The sequence below is a fragment of the uncultured Sulfitobacter sp. genome, assembly GCF_964021855.1.
In the GTDB taxonomy this organism is placed as follows: domain Bacteria; phylum Pseudomonadota; class Alphaproteobacteria; order Rhodobacterales; family Rhodobacteraceae; genus Sulfitobacter.
Map to the genome: position 1 here is coordinate 143,408 of NZ_CAXHZD010000006.1, position 23,982 is coordinate 167,389.

Genomic DNA, 23,982 nt, shown 5'->3' on the forward strand with positions numbered 1-23,982 from the left:
CCCCTATCCCGTGACCACGACGCCGCCGTCAACCGCGATCAGCTGGCCTGTCATCATGCGGCTAGAGGTGGACGATAAAAACAACACGCTGTCCACGATGTCTTGGGGCTTTAGCGTATCCTTGAGGCATTGCCGGTCGATATGTGCCGCTAGCGCTTCGGGTGTGACCCATTTCTCGATCTGCTTATCCGTCAGTACCCACCCGGGTGCCAGCGCATTGAGGCGGATTTTGTCTGGCCCAAACTCGCGTGCAAGCGAGCGGGTCATGCCGTTAATCCCCGCGTTTGCGGTTGTGTAGGACGGATAGCCCGCGTTGCCCATCATGTAGGAAATCGAGCTCATGTTCACAATTGCACCGCCCCCCGCCGCGCGCATGCCCGCAATCACGGCTTGGCATGCAAAGAAATAGGATTTGAGGTTGATCGCTTGGGATTGGTCCCAGAATTCCTCGGTCACTTCTTCTGCTGAGTGGCGCGCATCGTTTGCCGCATTGTTGATCAGGACAGTGACAGGACCGTGCGCGTCGGCCGCCGCAGCCAAACATCGCTTGAGCGCTGGAATGTCAGAGATATCACAGGTCTGGTCAAAGGGGCGACGACCGTGTTTTGCTTCCATCTCGTCACAAAATGCGGAGGCATCACTGCGCTGGACAAAGCTGACCTTTGCCCCCTGCGCCATAAAGCCGTCGGTCAGGAATGCGCCAATACCGGCACCGCCGCCGGTGATGAAAACCGACCGTCCGCGCAGGTCCGGAAAAGTTGCATGTGTGGTCATCAGTGGCTTTCCCTTGTGACAGGGCGGGTGTCTTTACCCACCAGAAAATCAAGGTCTGCGCCTTGGTCGGCTTGTAAAACCGTATCGATATAAAGCTTGGCATAGCCGCGCACGTAATGCGGCGGTTCCGGCATCCATGCGGCACGGCGTGTCGCCAGCACCTCGTCCGAGACCAGCACATCAAGCGTGCCGTCAGCCACAGACAAGCGAATGCGGTCACCGGTTTGGACCAGCCCAAGATTGCCGCCCGCGTTCGATTCCGGGCTTACGTGCAGAATGACTGTACCGTACGCCGTGCCAGACATACGCGCATCGGATACACGCACCATATCGCGCACCCCCTCTTTGATCAGGCGCGCAGGGATCGGCATATTGCCGACCTCGGGCATGCCCGGGTACCCTTTGGGGCCGCATCCCTTGAGAACCAGCACAGTGTCGGCCGTCACAGGCAAATCCTCGCGGTCGATATTGGCTTTCATATCCTCGATATTCTCGAACACATAGGCATCGCCCTCATGCTCCAACAGCGCATCTGTGGCGGCAGATGGCTTCACAATCGCACCGTTGGGCGCGATGTTGCCGCGCAGCACCTTAAGCCCCGCGGCAGGACGCAGCGGATTGTCCAGCGGGCGGATCACATCCTCGTTGTAGCATTCGGCACCTTCTGCATAGGCGAGGATATCACCGCCCATCACCGTTTTTGCAGGACGCAATTTATCGCGCAGATGCGACAGCACGACAGGCATGCCACCCGCATAGCAGAAATCTTCCATCAGGTATTTGCCCGAGGGCATGCAGTTGACCAGCAGGGGAATGTCCGAGCCAAGCTCGAAGTCATCCAGCGATAGTTCGATCCCCACACGTCCCGCAATCGCAAGCAGGTGGATCACCGCATTGGTCGAGCCGCCCACAGCCGCATTGGCAAGGATCGCATTCTCCATCGAAGCGCGGGTGATGACCTGCGACAGCCTGATGTCTTCCTCGACCATCTCGACAATCCGTTTACCCGTTAGATGCGCCAGCGCCATACGCCGTGCATCGACCGCAGGTAGCGCGGCATTGGTGGGCAAGGACATGCCCATCGCCTCGACCACACTCGCCATTGTCGAGGCCGTACCCATGGTCATGCACACACCCTTTGAACGGCTCATGCCGGATTCAGCGGCCATGAAATCTTGCAGTGTCATCTCCCCCGCACGCACAGCTTCTGAAAACTTCCAAACGTCCGTACCAGAGCCGATATCCTTGCCCTTCCACTTGCCATTCAGCATGGGGCCAGAGCTGACCACGATAGTCGGCAAATCAACGCTTGCGGCCCCCATCAACTGACCCGGGGTTGTCTTGTCACAGCCCCCCAGCAACACCACCCCATCGATGCCATAGGCGCGGATGCTTTCCTCAACATCCATCGCCAGCAGGTTGCGAAACAGCATGGCAGTCGGCTTCATCTGCGTCTCGCCAAGGCTCATTACCGGGAACTCGACCGGAAAGCCGCCAGCCTCCCAAACACCGCGTTTCACACCCTCGGCCAGATCGCGCAGGCCCGAGTTGCAGGGCGTGAGTTCGGACCATGTATTGCAAATGCCAATGATCGGGCGGCCATCAAAAACGTGGTCGGGGAAACCCTGATTTTTCATCCAGCTGCGGTGGATAAACCCGTCACGGTCATTCTTGCCATACCATGCGCGGTTGCGTTTTTCTTTTGTCATAGCCGAGTTCCTTCAACGACCCACATACGTTCAGGGAACGACCATGGCAGGGTCACGCCATGGTTCATGAGATATTTACCCGACAGCACAAGATCACGATCTTTTAAGGCAGTTGTGCCGCGTGACAGGCTTACCACCTCGTCGCGGTTGGCAAGGGTGATTTCATACATCGCGGCGGGGTCAAGCCCCGTAAGCCTTAGCGGGCGCGGTGAGATTTGGGCAGAGGTGGCGGCCTTGCCTGCGAAGACGACAAACCGTGCGCCTGACGGGTCTTGTTGCTGCTCTGCGACCACCGCCGGATCGGCGCTATCGAGACGCAGGATATCGGCGGTACGCATCCACGAACGGTTGTCTTTCCACCACTGCGTGACCCGCATCAACACTTCTGTTTCACGGGCGTCCAGCTCACGCGGATCCATCTCGAACCCCATGTGACGCTGTGCGGCGACCCATGCGCGAAAGGTAATATCCAGCGTACGACCAGAGGTGTGACAGTGACGCGGCCCGACGTGACTGCCAGTGACAGCCGAAGGCAGGAACAATGCGGCGTCATGCTGAATACGCAACCGCTCAAGCGCATCATTGCTATCGGACAGCCACACCCGCTGGGTTCGCGCCATAATGCCAAAGTCGATACGCCCGCCGCCAGAGGCACAGCTTTCAATCTCGACAAACGGGAAATCCGCGCGCAGGCGGTCCAACAACGCGTAGGTGCCACGCGTTTGGGCCGCATCGGGTGTCGGCAAGACACGGTTATGGTCCCACTTGATGTAGTCGATAGGATTGTCGCGCAGAATGGCTGAAATACGGGCATAGAGGAACTCGCGCACCTGCGGCAGCGCCATGTTCAGCACCTTTTGCTGCCGCCCCTGTATCTGGTCCTGCGGACCTAGCGCCCAGTCCGGATGGGCCCGATAGACATCGCTATTTTCCGAGATCATCTCGGGCTCGAACCACAGGCCGAACGTCATGCCAAGGCTGTGCACATGATCAATGAGCGGCGTCAAACCGTCAGGGTATTTGCGGGCGTCAATGATCCAGTCCGCAAGGCTGGTTGTGTCGTCGTCCCGCAGACCGAACCAGCCGTCATCCAGCACAAAACGCTCTGCCCCCAAATGCGCTGCGCGCTCTGCGATGTCTTTCAGGGCAGGCCATTTATGGTCGAAATACACCGCTTCCCAGCAATTGTAATGCACAGGGCGCGGGGTATCGGGCTTGGGCCACGTCACAATCCGGTCGCGCAAATGGCGCTGAAAGCTGACGGCACAGCCGTTCAGCCCTGTATCGGAGTATGTGAGGTATAGCGGCGCAGTCTCAAAGCGTGTGGCCGCCGCAACCTCGGTGCCCGTTGCGTGGCCCCATTGCACCTGACGGCGGCCGTCCTGCAACTCTTCTGCGATCATCGTGTGACCGCCCGACCAGCCGTAATGAAAACCGTAGCATTCGCCCTGCGTATTCGTGGCTCCTGTAACGGGGACCATCAGGCCGGGAAAATGCTCGTGACCCGTACGGCCTGTGCGGTTATCGCGGGTGCGGATACCTGCGGACCATGGCGTTCTATTCAGCTGAAATTCACCGCACCAACGGCCCGAGACATCAATCATATCCATCGCCAATTGCGGGGCGGGCATCACAGGTGCGGCAAGCCACTGCAACCGAACGGGCTGCGTCGCGTCCAGCGTGGTTTGGCAGGTGATAATTCGCGTCTGCGCATCGGCAGCAAATTCGAACGTGAGCGTGAGACCGTTGCCTGCATCCTGACAGACGAAACGCAGGGCATCCCCCTCCTCCACGTTGTGCAAGCGGAATTCTGGCAGCAATGGCGTACCATCGCTGGCGCTCAGCGTCAGACCCGCCTGCCCTTGAAAACTGCGCGCAGCCTCGGGGCACAGCGACACTGCGGGGTTTTCGTCAAGCATCCCACCCGTCACGTCAATCTGATGGGCCGCGCATAGCGCGCCGAGGTTTTCACCTGGCGGCAAGCTTCCGCCCCAATAAACGACCTGCGGCAGCCGGTCATTTTCCGAGGCCAGAACAAGCGTCTGACGCCCGTCATCTAGGCGGTAAGTCTTTGTCATATCTATCTACTTTACAGCGCCAAGCGTGAGGCCGGCAATGAAGTGCTTTTGCATCAGAAAGAACATCGCAACCGGCGGCAAGGCCGCCACGATCGAACCAGCGCTCATCAGGTGATAGGCCGCGCGGAACTGCGAATTGAATTCAGTGATCCCAGCGGTGACGGGTTGCGCACTTGGCCCTTGGGTCAGCACCACCGCCCAGAAATAATCGTTCCAGATAAAGGTAAAGATCAGCACGGCAAGTGCCGCAAGTGCGGGCTTCATCAGTGGCAGTACGACAAAGAAGAATATCCGCCATTCGGCCACCCCTTCCACCCGTGCTGCCTCGATCAACGGAAAGGGCAGCGCGCGGATAAAGTTGCGCATGAAAAGCGTGCAAAACCCTGTCTGAAACGCGATGTGGAACAGCACCAGACCTTGAATGCTGTCGTACATACCCAAGTTGATCGTAAGGTCGCGCACCGGCACCATCAGAATCTGGAACGGCACAAAGTTGCCGGCGATAAACATAAAGAAGATCAGCAGATTTCCTTTGAACCGGTACAGTCCCAATGCAAATCCTGCCATGCTGGACAGTGCAATCGCCCCCAGAACCGTAGGCACAGTAATAAAGACGGAATTCAGCAGATAGCGCGGCATGTTGCTCTCGAAGAAGACTTTGCCGTAGTTGGCAAACCCCTCAAAACTCGAAGGCCAGCCCCAATAATTGCCATTCGCAAAATCAGCCGCAGGTTTGATGGAGAACATTGCAACGGCGATCAGCGGTAGCAACCAAAGGATCAGCGCAAAAGGCAACAACGCCTGATAGGTCAGCTGCCAACTGCGGGACTGTTTTGCGATGGGTGTTGGAAACATCAGTGTGCCCCCCGCTCGTCACGCCACATGGCATAAAGGAAGTAGGCGATAAACCCTAGCATGATCAGGAACAGGATCACTGCAATGGCAGAACCGTACCCCATGCGGAACCCGAACTCAGATAAGGATTCCTCGAACATATAAAATGACAGCACACGGGTAGAGCCGAACGGCCCGCCGTTGGTCATCACACTGATCAGATCAAAGGAACGCAGCGCGCCGATGATCGTCACCACAAAGGCGATGAAAGTCGCAGGCTTGAGCTGGGGCAGGATAATATACCACAGCATCTTGCGCCCCTTTGCCCCGTCCAGACGCGCGGCCTCGATTTGTTCAGGGTCAACTGCATTCAGCCCGGTAAGATACAGGATCATGCAATAGGCGGTCTGGGGCCACAGCCCCGCAGCAATAATCCCGTAGGTCGCTGTTGTCGGGTCGCCCAGAATGTTCACCGGCCCTGCCCCAAATACCGCAAGGATTGCGTTCAAAAGCCCCTCGCGTGGCAGGTAGAACCACGAGAAGACCAAACCGACCACCACCTGAGAAATCACGAAGGGAAAGAAAAAAAGCGATTTATATAAACGAATTCCGCGCACCGTCTGGTTCAGGAAAAGCGCGATGAACAGGCCCGCAGGTACCGCCAGCATATAGAGCACAAGCCATTTGAGGTTATTCCAGAACGACGTCTCGAATTTGCGATCCATTTTCTGATCGCCAATGCCCAACAGACGTTCGTAGTTTGCGGTGCCTACATAAGTCTTTTCACCCAGGCCATCCCACTCGTGAAAACTGATTGCGAAACTCTGACCGATGGGAATGATCACATAAACCGCAAAGAACAGCATCGCAGGGAACAGAAACAGCCACGGCGTCAGCGCAATCTCGTTGCGCCTGTACCAACTGCGTTTGGTGCGTGTTGTCATTGATGACATGCCGTGGCCTCCGGAAAATCAACGCATGCGAAAACCCCGGAACATCAGGCTTGCGGATAGGTTGAAAATGGGGTGCGCCCACCCAAGGTGGGCGGGCGCAGAAATTTAAGTTACTGGTAGATGCGTTGACGCGCTTCTTCGAGACGCTCAAGGATGTCATCAAGGTTGTCAGGCACGACCATGAACTCCTGAAGGCCTTCCATGCCGACGCTTGCCATTTCCGCGCTAAAGTCGCGGTCAAAGAACTGGGCAACGCCGCCCTTGGCATTGGTTGTCAGCATCTCGAAACCCTGCTCCAGAAACTCGTCCGCATCAACGGAGGAGGCCGCGTTGACAGGAAGCTGGCCCAAAGCATCGCCCGCGTTGATCTTGGTCTGCACATCGGCAGAGGTCACATACTGAAGGAACGCCCGGGCATTTTCCTTGTTTGTGGCACCTGACGGGATGTGGAATGTGTCGGTTGGCGCGTCCTCACCCTGTGGTACATCCGCGATTTTCGGGAACTGATAGAAATCGATCTGCTCGTCGGTCAGCCCACCTTCACGCATCGCCGCAACCGCAAAGTTGCCCATCAGATAAGACGCCGCCTCGCCGTCGATCATAAAGTTCAACGCTTCTTGCCAAGAATACGACTGGTGGTCGGCGATATAGCCGCCCATGTCGATCAGCTTGCGCCAGTTCGCAAATGTCTCGCGGACGCGCGGATCGGTCCATTCCACCTCGCCGCGGGCAAGCTGCATGTGGAAATCGAAACCGTTGGTGCGCATGTTCAGGTAATCGAACCAACCGCCTGCCGTCCAAAGGAACTTGGTCCCGATGGCGTAACAGGCACGACCCGATGCCACGATTTTCTCGCAGTTGGCCAGCTCTTCTTCGAAGGTCGCCGGCTCGCTTAGACCCAGTTCTTTAAAGATGTCCTCGCGGTAATACATGCCCCACTGATAGTATGTATAGGGAACGCCCCACTGCTTGCCATCCATGGTCAGGGCACCCTTGACGGACTCCAGACCCGGCAGATCGCCATTGGCATACATGTCAGAGATGTCTTCGAACAAACCGGCAGACACATAAGGCCCCATACGATTGGCCGCATACCAGTTGATCACATCCGGGGGGTTCGCACCCAACGCATTGCGGATCTGTGTTTTCCATGCCTCACGGTCAACAATCGTCAACTCGATATCCAAGTCCGGATGCAACTCTTGGAACCCTGCAACAAGCCCCTCCATCACGGCACGGGGTGCGGGGTTCGACATGTCCGACGTGATCTTGAGATCTCCAGACAACTGGTTCCCGTCTGCAAAAGCAAACGATGTTGAAAAACTCGCCGCGACGACGGCCGCAAGTGACGCCTTAAGAATGGAATGCATGGTATCCTCCCTGATGCTTCCGCAATTCAAAACCGTCTCATTATTTGAAACTTAGTTTTGTATATTGATATATAACGGCAAGCTCGCTAGCCTTGTCAACAGTTTGGTGCGGTGCATGCATGCCCGGAATACAGTGTATTGGATGCCAAAACGCACAGAGACAGAGGGACGGCGGAGAGTGATATGAATGTTGTGACCAGCGATGGCACCGTCGCAAAAGCACTAAGTGTGCTTGACCAAGTAACCGCGATGGGGCGGCCTGTCAGAATGCGCGAACTGCTTGAAACGTCCGAGTTTCCAAAACCGACCTTATACCGATTGCTGCAAACTCTGACGAACCAACGCATGCTGAGCTATGATAAAGAACAGCAAACCTATGCCCCCGGTATCCGGTTGGTCAGCCTTGCCCATTCCGCATGGTCGCAAGCGTCGCTTGCCCCGATTGCGGCCCCACATATCAGTGCGCTTGGTGCCAGTTTGCGCGAGGCGATCCACCTTGCCCAGCTCGACAATGGCCAGGTTGTTTTCGTCGACAAAAGACAAGCCAGCAACCGCTTTGCAACATTGGCACGCACCGGTCAGGTTGCGCCCGCCTATTGCACCGGCGTCGGCAAGGCCATCCTCGCCCATCTTCCGAAAGAAGAACAAGCCCAAGCGCTGCGGCAGCAGGCGTTCCTTAAATATACCGATGCAACCCATACCAGCGCTGAGACACTCCTGCGCGAGCTTGAACAAATTCATTCCGAAGGTGTCGCCTTTGACCGCGAAGAGCACGAGGTTGGCATCATCAGCATTGCAGCCCCCATCTTGACCAATACAGGCCGTGTTGTGGGCGCTGTGTCGATCGCGACTGCCACAAACCGCCATACATTGGACGGGCTTAATGCTTTCCGCCCTGCCCTGCTTGACTGTGCCGCCCTTATCGGGGCCGAGGCGCAATCGTGGCAATCCCCCTCCGTCCCTTCATAAAAGGAATTCCCTTATGGCCGGTGTCGTCCTGAAAGATGTCGTAAAACGCTATGGCGAAGTTCAAGTGATCCACGGGATCGACCTTGAAATCGAAAACGGCGAGTTTTGCGTTTTTGTCGGGCCGTCGGGCTGTGGCAAATCAACGTTGCTGCGCATGGTCGCCGGGTTGGAGCAGACGACCGAAGGAAGCATGAGCATCGGGGACAGGGATGTGACCCGCATGGACCCGGCAGAGCGCGGCGTGGCAATGGTTTTCCAGACCTACGCGCTTTATCCCCATATGACCGTGCGCGACAATATGGGTTTCGGCCTCAAGATGAACGGCTACCCCAAAGCGGAAATCGCCCAGAAAGTCGCCGAAGCCACGCGGATCCTAAAACTTGAAGAGTATCTTGACCGTAAACCGGCTGCCCTGTCGGGCGGGCAGCGACAGCGTGTGTCAATCGGGCGGGCGATTGTACGCGGCCCCGAGGTGTTCCTGTTTGACGAGCCGCTGTCGAACCTTGACGCCGAACTGCGTGTGGAAATGCGCGTTGAAATCGCGCGGCTTCACAAGGAAATCGGTGCCACCATGGTTTATGTGACCCATGATCAGGTGGAGGCAATGACCCTCGCTGATAAAATTGTGGTCCTCAGAAAAGGCAGGATCGAACAGGTCGGCGCGCCGCTCGAACTTTACCGAAACCCTGACAATAAATTTGTGGCCGGATTCATCGGATCACCGGCGATGAACTTTATCGAGGGCACATCAACAGGCGACGCTGTCACGCTTGCTGGCCTTGACGGCACCTATGCCCTGCCGATAGCACTGCCTAAGAAAGGTACAGCCGTCATCCTTGGCATTCGCCCCGAACACATCGAAATCGACCCCAGCGGGAATAGTTTCACGGTAGAGATGACCGAAGCACTGGGTGGTGTGTCCTATGTTCATCTGCTGTCCGATACCGGCACAAAAATCATTATTGAGGAACGCGGCGACGAGCGGTCGAAAGAGGGCGCGCGTGTTGGCGTGAAGATACCGCTGAACCGCGCGATGCTGTTTGACGCCAAAACGGAAAAACGCCTGAGATAGTGGCAATTTACGCCGCAGTAGGCGTCCACCCTACATCTATTTAGCAAATATTGATTTGTCGGTAAAAAAACTCAGCACGTTGCGCCACTCAGCGCACGAGCCGCAGTGCAAATCGGCCCGCGCCGCATTTCAGCGGGTTCGACCCCTTTGTTCATATATCTTCTGCCCGCAGGTATGGGCATGTCGAAAATTTTTATTTAAACACCTAGAGTGATAGGTGATAAACCACTAAGACAACCATAGCGGGCGGGTGATATGCAGGCATATGTGCGCTTTAGGCCCACCACCCCAATAGGCGTAGCTTGTGGACGGTAATTTGAAGTTTAATTTTTCGAAGCAGACAAAAATCAGCAGTATCTGGGCTTTCGGGGTATTATGCGCGGCAATCCTGCTCATATTGATCACCGCGTATCGATTTGATCGCCTTTTGTATTCATCATACATTCAGCAAGTGCGATCCGACACTTATTTTGAGCTACTCGAAGTTCGGGAAAGCTTTGAAGAAATCACACATTCTCAATCCCTTGTCCTAAGAGAGCTGGCCACATTTATCAGTGAAAATCCGGACGTCAGCCAGGATGAGTTTGCGGCACGCGTAAAGAACATTCGCGGCTTGGACGACTTAATGATCAATATCGCTGCTGCCCCTGATATGGTTGTTTCGCTCATCTACCCAGCCGAGGAAAATCAGGGGGCCTTGGGGCTTAACTATCGCGAGAACGCCGAGCAGCTTCCAGCCGTGTTGAGGATGATAGAAACCGGAAACGAACTGATCACGGGACCGGTCAATCTGGTTCAGGGGGGCTTGGGGCTTATTCTGCGGGCACCTGTCTATCTTCCTGATGCTGATAACACCACTGACGACGACACCGTCCAATCGCTCAGAGAGCCGTGGGGCATCGTATCGTTGGTGTTGGACTACGATCAATTTCTAATTGAATCCGGCATCGCCGAAGCAGAAGAAAAATATGATCTACTGATTGATATTGCCGAAAACTCAGACGGGGCCCAAGGCTCCTTTGTGTATGGCGATCAATCATTGGTCGGACAGGATACCGTAAACCTGGCATTTGACTTTGAATTCGAGGACTGGATATTACACGCTATCACGAAAGGTGGATGGCCGGAAACTTCTCCCGACCAATGGCGGCAGCGAAACATCATGCTATTGGCAAGTTTGGCACTGCTGGGCACCTTGATTTACATCCTATGGCTTTCTCATACGCGCAAGCGCGCCGAATTGCTGCTGAATATGGGGATTGAGGCATTGGAAGATGGTTTCGTCATGTTCGATGACAATGACCGACTGATACTTAGCAACTCAAAATATCGCAAAATCTATGACCTTCCCGAGAAGGTTCTGAAACCCGGCACCCCCTACCGCAACATCATAATGGCAGGGGTCGAGAGCCGACAGTTCCCACCCAATACCCCTGATCAGTCTGACTGGATCGAACGCAGGCTTCGGCTGCATCGTTCCGGAGATCACATTGATTTAGAAAACCATCTTATTGATGGGCGCGTTATCAAAGCGTCAAACCACCCCTTGGAAGACGGCGGCTATGTAGGTCTGCGTGTCGATGTAACGGAATTAAGCCAAGCAAAAGAAGCCGCCGAAGCAGCAAGCGAAGCCAAGACCAATTTTATGGGTGTTCTCAGCCACGAGCTTAGAACCCCGTTGACGGTCATAATGGGCGTTGCACAGATCCTAAAAAATACCCGGGGGCTCAGTAAGTCAAAGGAGCTGTCATCTGCCTACGACCAAGGCGACGTTAAACCGGAAGACGCCAAAGCGCTGCTTAACGAGCTATATGATCAACTTGACGGATTAATGGCGCGGATGACCCAATCCGGCGAGCATCTTCTACATTTGATTAACGAGATTTTGGACATTACCAAAATTGAATCCGGTGGCCTGATTATCGAGCCGGAGCTTTGCCAAATTAGCGATATCGTGGACCCGGTCGCAGAGCAGCTTAAGACGCTCACAGTTAAAAAGGGGCTTGATTTCGAGGTCGTACAAGACGCCGAAACGGTATTTGCCGACAAAGTCAGAGCACGCCAGATTCTGTTCAATCTGATCGGAAATGCGATCAAATTTACCGATGCCGGATTTGTCCGTCTTATCGTCAAGACGGACGGCGACATGGTAAGGTTTGAGGTTCACGACAGTGGCATGGGCATACCCGAGGACCAGCTCGAAAGTATCTTTGATGTCTTCTATCAGGTCGATTCAACGGCGACCCGGCGCGCAGGGGGCACAGGCATGGGGCTGGCCATTTCAAGAAGCCTGGCCGAATTGCAAAACGGCCGCCTCACCGTAAGCAGCACAGCCGGAAAGGGCAGCTGTTTTGTACTGACCCTGCCCGCCAACAAAGTCTTTACGTAGCTCTTAGCTAGCTACCTGTCTCAACACTCCTGCTTGGAAATGCGTGTTGCTGATGCTGACGTAATCAGCTAAATCTTGATTCGTTATGTTATAACATAACGAATCAGACACCCGGTGACCAACCGAATGGAGATCACACATGCATTTCACAGCCGCAAAAAACCTTAGCACTTTCATTGTCTGCGCGTTTGTCGCACTAACCGCACCAGCCAGCGCACAAACCAACCAAGCCACCGACAAGGCGCACACGCATGCGCATACATCGGATGACATTTACCGCGGGATTTTCGAAGACGACCAAATCGAACCGCGGCAGTTGTCAGATTGGGAGGGTGACTGGCAGTCCGTCTACCCGTTCTTGAAAGATGGAACTTTGGATGAGGTGATGGTGCATAAGGCACAGCATGGCGAACGCACTGCCAGTGAATACAAAGCCTATTATGACATCGGATACGCGACGGATGTGGAACGCATCCTGTTTCAAGGCAACACCGCAACCTTCTTTCGCAATGGCGTTCCACTTCAGGGCGAATACAAGAATGACGGCTACGAAGTACTGACCTATGCAGCGGAAAACCGGGGCGTGCGCTATATCTTTAAAAAGGTAAGCGGCGACGCCGATGCGCCTCAATACTTCCAGTTCAGCGACCACCGTATCGCACCAGCCAAAGCCGACCATTACCACCTTTATTGGGGTAACGACCGCGCCGCGTTGTTAAATGAAGTCACCAACTGGCCGACCTATTATCCTGCCAACCTAAGCGGGTCCGAGATCGCCGACGCGATGCAAGCACACTAATTTCGCGCAGGCATGGCGGGTGAAACACTCTCGGCATGCCTGCTTTCAGTGCGATCCGCCCGCCCAAACGCATATCCCGACACACCCAAATACCAGCCTCGATTGGTGCATAAACCGGCATCTCATCCTACGGTAGCGTACACACACTTAATTCATACTATTTTTGTCAGATATGGGGTTGATTTGCATGCCAACAAATGGAATTGGTGAAAACGCACTAGGAGGACCGGTGAATATTTTCACCTGGCGCGAACCTCGTACTGCCACGACATAAATGAGCCGTTTCAGGAAAGTTCTTTGAATTGCTGTACGAAAGTCGGAAAAGCTTCTTACTCGTTTCGTATCTGGACCATTGGCACCAAATGCGCGCGACACTGGTGCGCCGGCTTGGATCACACGACCTTGCAGATGAGGCGATGCAGGAAACCTGGTTGAAACTCGAGGGGATGAAGGCAAACAGCAGCACGATTGCCAATCCCCAAGCCTATCTTTTACGCATCGCTGGAAACATCGCAATCGACATCATTCGCAAGGAACGCCGCCATAGCGACCGCATGGCCTCTAAGGACATCAACCTTGAAGAGCTGATTGACAACGCCCCCACCACCGAGGCCATTCTTATCGCCCGCGAAGACCTAAAACAGCTGGTCCGCGCGTTGCTGGGCCTGTCGGACAAAGCCAGAAAAGTTCTTTTGATGAACCGAAGCGTTGGTATGAGCCACCGCGAGATTGCCGCAGCCCTTAATATATCCGAGAGCATGGTGGCAAAATACATGGCCCAAGCCCTGCGTCATTGCCGCGATCATTTCCGCGAGGTCGATTAACGTGAGAAACCTTGTTTTGATCAAGATTGTATTTCACGCTGCGCCACAGCGCAGAAGGACGGTCTAGATGCCGCAACAAATCATCAAAGAACCCGATCCCCAAACCCACCGCCTCTCCAGCCGTGCGTCAATCGCGCTGAGCGATCAGGCTTTGGACTGGATCATCCGCCTCAACTCTGGCGACGCCGTGCCGCAAGAACAGCTGGACTGGGCCGCGTGGCGTGAACAAAGCCCCGAACACAGCGCCGCGGCAGAAGAGGCAGAAGCACTTTGGCAAGGGCTTGGCCCTGCGGGCAGTGCTTGGGGCAAAACCACGAGCAACCGGCGGGTGACACGTCGGGCCATCTTGGGCGGCAGTGCCGCACTTGGCGTCGCGGCTGGCTTTAATCAATTGGGCGTTCTAGGGCCCCATCTTCTTGCGGATTATCAAACCGCAGCAGCCGAACGCCGCGATCTGGTTCTGGGCGACGGAACCCAAGTCGCAATGAATGCGCGCACCGCATTCTCGGGGCATTTCGACAGCGGGCAACGCGGGGCAACGATGTACCGGGGTCAGGCCCTTTTTGACATAAAGCCACAACCAGCCACACCATTCACACTGCAGGCAGGCCCGCATCGTATCCACAGCAAGAACAGCGGCGTCGACGTAGAATTTGAAAGTGACAAGCTGACAGTTGCGGTGCTGAACGGCGAGGTCGATGTGACCGGGGGTGCCACCCCGATAACACTGCGCGCAAACCAGATGTTGCAGATCAACGGACAGGGTATGCAGGGGCAAGTCCAAGCGGTTGACGCGCAAGCACATACCGCGTGGCGCAGAGGCAAGTTGATTTTCAACAACCGCAGTTTGGCTGATCTAGCCACCGAGCTTGAACGGTATAGAGGCGGGCGCATCGTCGTTATGGGTGATGCCCTTGCTGCGATGAAAGTTACCGGCGTTTTCGACCTGTCCGACCCCGAGGGGGTGCTCGACAATTTAGGTCAGTCACTGCAAGTGCAGGTGAGCCGAATGCCGATGATTGCGGTTATTCGAGCAGCGTAACCCGCTGAAATACAATAACTTTCAAAGTAACTTAAAAATATTTGCGATTTGGACTGCAAGTCAGGCCTCTTCGCTTCGTCTTTATTAGAGAGGACGAGCCAGATCATTTGAGAACCAGCCAGCCACATAGAAACAATTAACTCGGCTGGGACAGATGACTAGAAAATCAAATAAAACGCAGGCACTGCGCGCTTTGTTGCTTTGCACGGCGGCATCCTTTGTGATCCTTCAAGATGGTATTCAACAAGTCGCTTTCGCACAGCAGGCCGAACAAAGGCTGGACATCCCCACCCAAGAACTCGGCACCGCGCTCACCCGTTTGGCGGATACATTGGGACTGCGGCTGGTTGTTGCCACCGATGTAATCGCGGGAAAACGCAGCACTGCATTGTCGGGCGTATACTCGACCAACGGGGCCTTTGCGCAGCTGCTGGCAGGCACCGGGGTCAGCTACAGCTTTCCCAACAACGGCACCGTGCGCATCACTGGTCCGGCAATCGATGAGGCATCATTCGACGGCCTTTTACTTGACCCGATTACGATTTCAGGCGGCAGCGGCGAAGAAGCAATCTATGAAACGCCGGGGGCCGTCGCCCATATTTCCCAAACCGATATTGATCGTTTCCGTGGGTCCAGCCCGGGCGATATTTTCCGGGGCACACCTGGCGTGATCTCTGGCGAGGCGCGGAATGGATCGGGCGCAATTGACGTCAACATTCGCGGGATGCAGGGCATGGGGCGTGTTGCGACCACGATTGATGGCGCAGAAAACTCGATGCAGGTCTATCAAGGCTATCAAGGCATCTCGAACCGGACCTTTATGGATCCCGATCTTTTGGGCGGTGTGGACATCTCCAAAGGGTCTGATGTGACATCGGGGGGCATCGCCGGCACGGTCGCAATGCGCACCCTTTCCGCCGACGATATTGTCAAAGACGGCAACGTTTTTGGCCTGCGGCTCAAGGGTGGCTTCGGCACGAACACCAGCTCGCCAAATGCGGGCGATAGGGCGGGCTATAGATTTAGAAATATCCTTCGCGGCACCGGCACTGCAACGGCCTCCGAAACCGGCATGGAGCGTCCGGGTTTACTGGACCGGACCCAAGGATCAGGCAGCGTCGTTGCCGCCATGAAAACCGAAAACGTCGATCTTTTGGCGGGCTACGCCTATCGCAAGCGCGGCAATTATCATGCGGGGGAAAACGGGCCTGCGGCGTCGCCGGAATGGATCGGCGGCTATGGCACCGACCAAGGGCTTTATTACGACTACGTTCAAAACAGCGGCGTTGCCAACTACCGCGCTGGCGAAGAGGTGCTTAATTCCGAGCTCGAAACAAAGTCCTTTATCGCGAAAGGGACATTGCGGTTCGGCAATGGCCACGCGGTCGAGCTCAGCCACTCGTCTTTCGACAGCGAAGCAGGCGATTTCCTTGCCCGCACGCTTACGTCAAATACCAGTCAGGCAACGCAGTCCGATGAAACCTCAGGCACGCGGCTTAGCACGCAAACGCTGAAATATCGTTGGGACCCGATAGACAACGACCTGATTGATCTGAAGTTCAATCTTTGGAACACAAATCTTGAAACTTTGAACCCGCCCCGTTGGGGAGTGGTCGATCCTGTTGATCTGGGTCTGCCTGCTGGTTACCGCGTCGGCTCGCAAACCACGATGTGGGGGCTGAGCCTGGACAACAGATCGGTCTTTGACATCGGCTCAGGCTCTTTTGATCTGAGCTATGGTTTCGCACATAAAAACGAGGATGTGCACGAGCGCCCTTACACGTCAGAAATAGAAAACGTCGCCTTTCGCAATGCCGAACGCGAAGAGACCAGCATATATGCAAAACTGGCCTACAGCCCGTTGGATTGGCTGACCGTGAATGGTGGTTTGCGGTATTCCCATTTCAAAACCCGCGACCGCAACTTGTCTTATAGTGCTGTGCTCGAAGGCCGCGAGGACACAGCATATAATGCTGCACTATCCGATTCCGGGTTCAGCCCCAGCATCGGCGCAACGTTTGAACCTTGGGCGGATACGCAGTTTTACGTGAACTATTCCCAGGCCAAGCGGATGCCAAGCCTTGTGGAAACAAGCGCCAGCTTTGTCTCTGTTAACCCTGCCATCACACCCGAACACGCCAGAAACTGGGAAATCGGCACGAATATCACCCGCGATGGCGTGTTCAACAGCGACGATACCAGCATGCTTAAGTTTGGGTTCTTTGATTGGAAAGTAGACGATTATCTTTCCCGCGAATGGAAAGCTGGCGCAGAAGGGGAAACATCCACCCTGCAAGTGTTCAACATCGACCGCGCGCATTTTCAGGGGCTGGAATTGTCGTACCGCTACATGCTTGGCGGGTTCAGCGCGGAACTTGCTGCCAACTATTACACCAAGGTCGAATTCTGCCGCACGGACGCAACCTGTGAAGACAAGTCCCTTTATGCAGATTACGCGACCAACCAAGTACCACCGGAGTATTCTGTCGATCTGACGGTGTCGCAAAAATTCAGAAATGACGCACTAACGGTAGGCGGACGGGTTTCCTACACCGGGGGCCGCGCCATCGGTCACGGCGATGCAACCGGACAAGGCATGTCGCAATTCATCACACAGGTGAATTGGGAACCGTACACGCTGGTCGATGTATTCGCTGAATACGAAATCAATGATGCTTTCACCGCGTCTGTGCGCGTCGAAAACCTGCTTGATCAATTTTACGTCGATCCGATCAGCATCGTTGCCATGCCTGGACCGGGGCGCACGATCTACGCCTCTTTGACCGCCGAATTCTGATCCCGAAAGAGTGCACGCAGGGCCCTGCCCCGTGTCTGCATTCGGATCTGCTGCAAAATATTTAAGGAACGAAAAGATGAACACCATCTTGAACAATGTAGGCCTCGCAACAGGTGCAGACCTCAACCTGATCCCCACCGCCAAAATCAGCATCAGGCGTCGGCTGCGCTGTGACGTTTTCAGTGCACCGCGCTGCGGTTTCGAAATCCCGGTCGCAATGGCCCTGTTCATGGCTGTAATTGCGGGCACACCGGTCACCGCCGACACATGGACCGGTGCCGCAGGCACAGCCGACTGGCATACCGGAGAAAACTGGCAAAGCGGCACGGTGCAAACCGTGACTTCGGCTGATGCTGCGATCATCGACACTGGCGAAACCGTGGTGATTAACGGGCGCAATGCAACATCAGGCTGGTTGGAAATGGGTGTGGATTCCCCGAACGCGGGTCTGACCATCACCAATGGCGGTTTTCTAGAAGTTTACGCTAATTCCTATGTCGGGAAAAACGCGGGTTCCAGCGGAACGCTGACAGTCAGCGGCGCAGGGTCCAAATACAGGGGTACCGGATACGGCACGACCTACGTGGGCTATAGTGGCGACGGGACGTTGGTTGTAACCGATGGCGGCACCGTCGATGCCCCTGTTGCAGTCGCCCGGCAAGCAGGCTCGACCGGCACAGTCACCGTATCGGGCGAGGGGTCATCCATCAGCGCCATTAGCTCCTTGGGGGCCGGTGGAACGGCGACGTTAACGGTCACGGACGGCGGCAGCGTGGGTAACATCAGCGATATTACCAACGCCGACATTACAATTTCGGGTGCGGGTTCGTCTGTTGCCGGCAAGATAGGGATAGCAGGCGGAACACTGTTGGTGACGGATGGCGGCACTGCCAACGGTTCTGAAAATACTGCCAACTTTAGAGGAACGGCCACATCGGATGGTCAGGTAACGATAACCGGCACGGGCAGTTCATTGAGCGCTCAAAGCCTAACGGTGGGATCATCGCATAAAGCCGATATGCGCGTCGCAGATCGGGCGACCGTCACCGTCAAAAATGGCCTGACGATCAGCTCAAGCGCCGGATTCTCATATGGTATCCCCGGTTTGGAGTTTCTCGATCAACCCGCGTCCGAGGGCAACCTGACTATCACAGGTGAAGGCACCACATTTACCGCTGGCGACGGGATGCGGCTGGCACAGGGCGGCAAAGGGACGTTGACCGTATCAGATGGCGCTGTTTTCACATCCGGCGGCATCTCTAGGTTCGCTAATCACGTTGATGCCATCGCGACGATCAACCTTGGCGCGGCTGCCGATGAAAGCGCCATCGCCGCAGGATCAATCGACTTGGGATCTGATGTGCGCCTGTCCTCGGGCACCACCAATATCGTGTTTAATCACACCAGTGATGACGCCACATTCAACGCTGCGCTGACAACTGGCACCGGCAGCGCCACGATCAGCCAGATGTCGGGGGGCACCACGATATCAGGCGACAGTTCCGGGTTCTTTGGCACAACGAATGTCACAGGTGGCACGCTATATGTCACCGATGCGTTGGGTGGCACCTTCAATGTGACTGGCGGCACCTTGGGTGGCACCGGCACGATTGGGTCGGGTGCCACAGATACGACTGTGGCGAGCACCACAACAATTGGGTCGGGCGGGGTCTTGGCACCCGGTGCCTCGGGCGCGACGGGCACGTTGAACATCGACGGTGATTTGGTGTTTGAAAGCGGGTCCAAGTACGCAGTTCACATCGCCGGTAACGAGACGTTGGACCTGACACTGGTCGGCGGCGACGTGACCATCAATTCGGGCGCAGAGCTTGAGGTTTATGCCCTTGGCATACAGGCAAATTATGGCGTCAACTATTCCGGCGACGGGCATGTTTATACGGTTGTAACAGCCGAAGGGGCGCTGACGGGTGATTTCACCCTCAGCCAAGAAGAAACCGCATTTTTGCGTTATGAGACCAGTTCGGATGCTCAAAACGCATATGTCACTGTGTCCCTGCTTGGTGACGTCCCCGACGAGGTTATCCCCGTCGAAACCCCGGAAGACCCGGTAGACGACCCCGAAGAAGATCCAACGGAGGAGCCTGTCGAGGACCCAACAGAAGAGCCCGAAGACGAAGGGCCGTTTACGCCAGCCGCGAACACAGCCAACCAACATGCCACGGCGCAAGCGTTGGAATCTCTGTCACAAGACAACACCCTGTGGTGGATCATGGCCAACAGCTCCGACTACGACGAGGCACGTATCGTTCTGGATCAGGTGTCCGGGGCCGAGCATGCCTCCACTCAAAGCGCCCTGGTCAATCAAAGCCATCAAATCCGTACACTGGCGGTCGACCGCCTGCGCTATGTTTTTGAGGGGCAAGCCCAAGCGCAAAACGCCCTGCCAATGACCGTCTCGCGCAATGCCATCGGAGATCAAAGCATCGCGCAAATTCCAAGTGTTTGGGCGCAGGCTTACGGCTCTTGGGGCACCATCTCGGCCGGTGACGAGGCCGAGCAAGTCGATACGTCAGCCAGGGGTTTGGTGCTTGGTGCAGATGTTCAGGCGGATGCATGGCGTTTCGGCGCAATGGCTGGCTATGGTCAGTCCAATTTCGACACTGCCACATCCGACGGTGCGTCAGATTCCTATGATCTTGGCGTCTATGCCGGCACGCAATGGGGGGCATGGTCACTACGTTCTGGGGCGAACTTTACCAACCATAGCATTTCGCGGACACGCAATGTCAGCTATTCCAGCGATGTGTTGACCGCCGATTATGACGGGCAAACCCTGCAAGCCTTTGGCGAGCTTGGCTATCATTTCGACGCCGGGAATGCCTCGGTCGAACCCTATGGCAACCTTGCGCATGTGCGATTGAAAACCGACGGCTTCACCGAAAGCGATGGTACTGCCGCGCTTAGCGTCCAAGAGCAGACGATGAATACCACCTTCGTCACGCTGGGTGTGCGGGTGGCATCAGCCTTTGAACTGGGCGGGATGGATATCGTCGCACGTGCAGATATCGGCGGGCGTCATAGTTTCGGAGATGTTGATCCGCAATCGACGCAGTCCTTTGTAAGCGGCGGCGATCCCTTTACGGTATCCGGCCTCGCCAATGCCCGAAACACAGCCACCATCGAGGCGGGTATTGATATCGATATGTCGCGGGCAACGACATTCGGCCTGTCCTATGTGGGTCAGCACAGCTCCAACTCTAACCAAAGCAGCATCCGGGCGAGCTTCAACATGAAGTTCTAAGACCAGAAAAGGTTTCTGGCGGCGGGATTACACCTGCCGCCAGAGATGACCCCGTGTTGTGCCAAGCACCGCACGCCACCCAAAAACAAGAGCGACGGTTCATGCCAGCAACGGCCAAACCTGCCCTCCACAACTCTAGGCCTGTGCCGATGAAACTATTGATTTTCCCGACCCTAGCGATTGCGCTGTTCCTCATCACCCAAAGCGGCCCACCGATGGCAAATGCGCAAACTCAGGCTTCGGCATCCGCGCGTCCCGACGTGTATGAGAACTGGGCCGTTACTTGCGCATCCGGCCCACAACCGGCCGCCTGCGTGATGTCACAGCAACAGCGCAAGCAAGCCACGGGACAGCTTGTTCTGGCTGTCGAGCTGAATGACGTCTCGGCACAGCACGCTAAAGGGACAATCGTTTTTCCTTTCGGCCTAAGCCTGCCTGATGGAGCCATGGTTCAGGTGGATGACATGCCAATCCTCAGTTTCCTGCCCTTTGAGACCTGTTTGCCCGTCGGCTGTATCGCACCGGTTCTATTTGATGCCGACACCCTTGCCGCCCTGCGCAGCGGCGCAGTTCTACACCTCATGACCAAGGCGCACGACACAGGGCAACCCGTGCGTTTTACCGTTTCGCTAAAAGGATTTTCCGCCGCCCAAGACCGGGTCACGAAACGGCGAGAAACCGAATAACGGACCTGCCCCCATCCACATTACCCTAGACAGGACAGCACCAGATGACCTCTGAAACCAAAATTTTGCATCCCGCACACACTCCCGAACAAGAGCTACTCTCGGATCGGTTTCGGTCGGAAACACGAACCACACATGAAGGCGTAGATCACGCGATCATGGCAGCAGAACCGTTTGCTAATATCGCAAACTATGGTCTGTACCTGCGCGTGCAGCACACCCTCCACCGCGATGTCGAACCGTTGTATCACCACCCTGCCCCGTCGGAATTCAAAGATGTATTTTCTGTGGTTCAAGGCCGCTCGCGGTTTCAAGATGTTACACGTGATGCGGCCGATCTGAATTTGGATATACCACCCCACAATGCCAGCCCCTTGTGCAAAGAAATGGAACCCGCTGCGGCCCTGGGTTGGCTCTATGTGGTTGAGGGGTCGAACCTAGGGGCAGCGTTCTTGCTGAAGTATGCCAAAGAAATGGGGCTGTCTGAATCTCACGGTGCACGGCATCTGTCGGCACCCCCGGAAGGGCGGGCCCCTTATTGGCGGGCGTTCAAAGAGACCTTGAATGCCCTTTCTTTGAGTGTCGAGCAAGACGCGCGGGCGATGGATGGCGCACGCGCGGCATTTGCGCATGTTCACACACTGGTACGGCAACATCTTGCCCACGCTTAAGCCGGGTCCGCCCAACAGTCTCCATCACGATCCCCGAACAGAAAGGCCCGCCTGTGTCTAATACCTATTTGCCCCTCCTTTCACTGAAAGCAGCCGCTGTCGGCCTGTGCCTTTTCGCATGCGGCCCAGTCTGGGCCCAACAGATCGCACCGCAACCCCTGCAGGCCGAGCAAGACGCCGAAATCGTCCCCCAGCCAGAGGGCGCACCGCAAACCGTGACCCCGGAGACAACGGTCGCAGAACCGCTTGACCCGTTCCCATCCCCGTTGGACGATCCACGGGCCGCGATCCGCTGGTTGCTGACGCAGACCGAAGGTCAATCGCACGATCTATCACCTGTTGGCATGTACAGGGCCGCTGATATCGTCGTGAAGATCGTCATGCTGGGGCTTGCTTTTGCCTCGGTGATCACATGGACAGTCTGGATCGCTAAAACGCTTGAGCTTTGGGCTGCGCGCAGACGCACCCGCAGCGCTTTGAAGGCCTTGGCGCGGGCACATTCGCTGGCCGACGCACAGCGGTTTATCAAGGCGCCGCGCGGCACCGTCGCATGGATGGTCGCCGAGGCGGGAGCAGAAGTCGCGCAATCCGAGCCCGCGCTAGATTACGCCGGCGGTAGCGGGCTGAAGGAACGCGTCGGTGCCGCGCTTGGTCGGATCGAGGCACAGGCGGGCCGCCGCATGGCGCGGGGCACTGGCGTATTGGCAACCATCGGATCGACCGCACCTTTCGTTGGGCTGTTTGGTACGGTCTGGGGCATCATGAACGCGTTCATTTCGATCGCAGAAAGCAACACAACCAACCTTGCCGTGGTTGCGCCGGGCATCGCCGAGGCGTTATTGGCGACGGCCATCGGCTTGGTCGCGGCAATTCCAGCGGTGGTAATCTATAACCTATTTGCACGCTCCATCGCGGGGTATCGATTGGCCTTGGGCGATGCCGGTGAACGGATTGAACGGTTGGTCAGCCGTGATCTTGACCGCCGGGCATTGCCAGCAGCGACGGTATAGACAATGGCTGCCAAGCTCAGAGAGAACGCAGACGATCTGATTGAAAACAGTGAGATCAATGTCACGCCATTCATTGATGTCATGTTGGTGCTTTTGATCATTTTCATGGTGGCCGCCCCCCTGTCGACTGTCGATGTGGCGGTAGATTTGCCGGGCGCGGCAGCCAAACCTGCCCAACGTCCGGATGAACCGCTGTATCTGACTGTGCAGGCTGATGGAGCACTGTCGCTGGGGGAAACACCCGTGACGCGCGACGCACTGGCGGGTGAAGTCGAACGCGTTACCGAGGGGGATCATGACACCCGCATTTTCCTGCGGGCGGACAAGGCGATAGACTATGGCACCTTTATGGAGGTGATGAATCTGCTGCGGCAGGCCGGGTATCTCAAGATCGCTTTGGTTGGATTAGAACAGATGCATCCGGTCGATCAGGCTATATCAGAAGGCGGCGCAACAGGCGCGGACACTACTGAAGTAGATCGTGATGAGTAAGGCCTCGCAAAACTATCAAGACATATTGTTTACCGATCTGATCCTTTGGGCGGGCGCATTTGCAACGGTAATAGTTGCTTACGGAAGCATTACGGCGTGGACCATGCAGGAAACACCCACGCTACCTGCAGATGCCCCGCCGCCTGTCATCATGATCGAACTTTCACCACTGCCCGAAGCGACAAATACAGAGGAAACCGAAGTTTCGGTCGACCAACAAGACACACAAGCCAGTACGCCCGCACAGGAGG

At 56.0% G+C, this 23,982-nt stretch carries 19 protein-coding genes; 13 read left to right on the top strand and 6 right to left on the bottom strand.

The annotated features are described in order from the left end of the window. Positions 1-3: 3 nt before the first annotated feature. The 6 genes from AADJ11_RS17425 to AADJ11_RS17450 form a co-directional block, all read right to left on the bottom strand. Positions 4-774 carry an SDR family oxidoreductase gene (locus AADJ11_RS17425; protein WP_341235710.1) on the bottom strand — a complete coding sequence of 257 codons (771 nt, stop codon included), beginning with the start codon at positions 772-774 and terminating at the stop codon, positions 4-6. Beyond that, the gene (locus AADJ11_RS17430; protein WP_341235711.1) at positions 774-2,483 is read right to left on the bottom strand and encodes an IlvD/Edd family dehydratase; all 1,710 of its coding nucleotides are present in this window, start codon (positions 2,481-2,483) and stop codon (positions 774-776) included. Before AADJ11_RS17430 ends, AADJ11_RS17425 begins: the two co-directional genes overlap by 1 nt. Continuing rightward, positions 2,480-4,561: an alpha-galactosidase gene (locus tag AADJ11_RS17435; RefSeq protein WP_341235712.1), complete on the bottom strand. Its 2,082-nt coding sequence runs from the start codon at positions 4,559-4,561 to the stop codon at positions 2,480-2,482. Before AADJ11_RS17435 ends, AADJ11_RS17430 begins: the two co-directional genes overlap by 4 nt. Positions 4,562-4,567: 6 nt before the next feature. Next, a complete protein-coding gene (locus AADJ11_RS17440) occupies positions 4,568-5,416 on the bottom strand; it encodes a carbohydrate ABC transporter permease (RefSeq protein WP_341235713.1) in 849 nt (282 codons plus the stop codon). Further along, entirely contained in the window at positions 5,416-6,348 is a 933-nt protein-coding gene (locus AADJ11_RS17445; RefSeq protein WP_341235714.1) for a sugar ABC transporter permease, read from the bottom strand. Before AADJ11_RS17445 ends, AADJ11_RS17440 begins: the two co-directional genes overlap by 1 nt. Before the next feature lie 110 nt (positions 6,349-6,458). Beyond that, a complete protein-coding gene (locus AADJ11_RS17450) occupies positions 6,459-7,718 on the bottom strand; it encodes an ABC transporter substrate-binding protein (protein ID WP_341235715.1) in 1,260 nt (419 codons plus the stop codon). A gap of 183 nt (positions 7,719-7,901) precedes the next feature. Here AADJ11_RS17450 and AADJ11_RS17455 point away from each other — a divergent pair, with 183 nt between their 5' ends. The 13 genes from AADJ11_RS17455 to AADJ11_RS17515 form a co-directional block, all read left to right on the top strand. Continuing rightward, positions 7,902-8,687 (top strand): IclR family transcriptional regulator, encoded by a 786-nt coding sequence (locus AADJ11_RS17455; RefSeq protein ID WP_341235716.1) that lies wholly within the window; start codon positions 7,902-7,904, stop codon positions 8,685-8,687. A gap of 13 nt (positions 8,688-8,700) precedes the next feature. Beyond that, positions 8,701-9,759 (top strand): sn-glycerol-3-phosphate ABC transporter ATP-binding protein UgpC, encoded by a 1,059-nt coding sequence (gene ugpC / locus AADJ11_RS17460; RefSeq protein ID WP_341235717.1) that lies wholly within the window; start codon positions 8,701-8,703, stop codon positions 9,757-9,759. A 304-nt stretch (positions 9,760-10,063) separates the two neighbouring features. After that, a complete protein-coding gene (locus AADJ11_RS17465) occupies positions 10,064-12,148 on the top strand; it encodes an ATP-binding protein (RefSeq protein ID WP_341235718.1) in 2,085 nt (694 codons plus the stop codon). 139 nt (positions 12,149-12,287) lie between these two features. After that, positions 12,288-12,947, top strand: a complete 660-nt coding sequence (locus AADJ11_RS17470) for a metal-binding protein ZinT (RefSeq protein WP_341235719.1) — start codon at positions 12,288-12,290, stop codon at positions 12,945-12,947. Between the two features lie 362 nt (positions 12,948-13,309). Next, positions 13,310-13,771 carry an RNA polymerase sigma factor gene (locus AADJ11_RS17475; RefSeq protein ID WP_341235720.1) on the top strand — a complete coding sequence of 154 codons (462 nt, stop codon included), beginning with the start codon at positions 13,310-13,312 and terminating at the stop codon, positions 13,769-13,771. Between the two features lie 67 nt (positions 13,772-13,838). Next, positions 13,839-14,813, top strand: coding sequence for a FecR domain-containing protein (locus tag AADJ11_RS17480; protein WP_341235721.1), 975 nt, complete (start codon positions 13,839-13,841; stop codon positions 14,811-14,813). Positions 14,814-14,967: 154 nt separating this feature from the next. Beyond that, positions 14,968-17,610, top strand: coding sequence for a TonB-dependent receptor (locus AADJ11_RS17485; protein WP_341235722.1), 2,643 nt, complete (start codon positions 14,968-14,970; stop codon positions 17,608-17,610). Between the two features lie 76 nt (positions 17,611-17,686). Beyond that, the gene (locus AADJ11_RS17490; protein ID WP_341235723.1) at positions 17,687-20,872 is read left to right on the top strand and encodes an autotransporter domain-containing protein; all 3,186 of its coding nucleotides are present in this window, start codon (positions 17,687-17,689) and stop codon (positions 20,870-20,872) included. Between the two features lie 149 nt (positions 20,873-21,021). After that, entirely contained in the window at positions 21,022-21,558 is a 537-nt protein-coding gene (locus AADJ11_RS17495; protein ID WP_341235724.1) for an invasion associated locus B family protein, read from the top strand. A gap of 44 nt (positions 21,559-21,602) precedes the next feature. Then, positions 21,603-22,229 carry a biliverdin-producing heme oxygenase gene (locus AADJ11_RS17500; protein WP_341235725.1) on the top strand — a complete coding sequence of 209 codons (627 nt, stop codon included), beginning with the start codon at positions 21,603-21,605 and terminating at the stop codon, positions 22,227-22,229. A 53-nt stretch (positions 22,230-22,282) separates the two neighbouring features. Next, entirely contained in the window at positions 22,283-23,239 is a 957-nt protein-coding gene (gene exbB / locus AADJ11_RS17505) for a tonB-system energizer ExbB (RefSeq protein ID WP_341235726.1), read from the top strand. Between the two features lie 3 nt (positions 23,240-23,242). Then, complete coding sequence (gene exbD, locus AADJ11_RS17510; RefSeq protein WP_341235727.1) at positions 23,243-23,731, top strand: TonB system transport protein ExbD; 489 nt, start codon at positions 23,243-23,245, stop codon at positions 23,729-23,731. Further along, on the top strand, positions 23,724-23,982 hold a 259-nt coding region (locus AADJ11_RS17515; RefSeq protein WP_341235728.1), incomplete at its 3' end, for a hypothetical protein. The genes exbD and AADJ11_RS17515, both read left to right, overlap by 8 nt.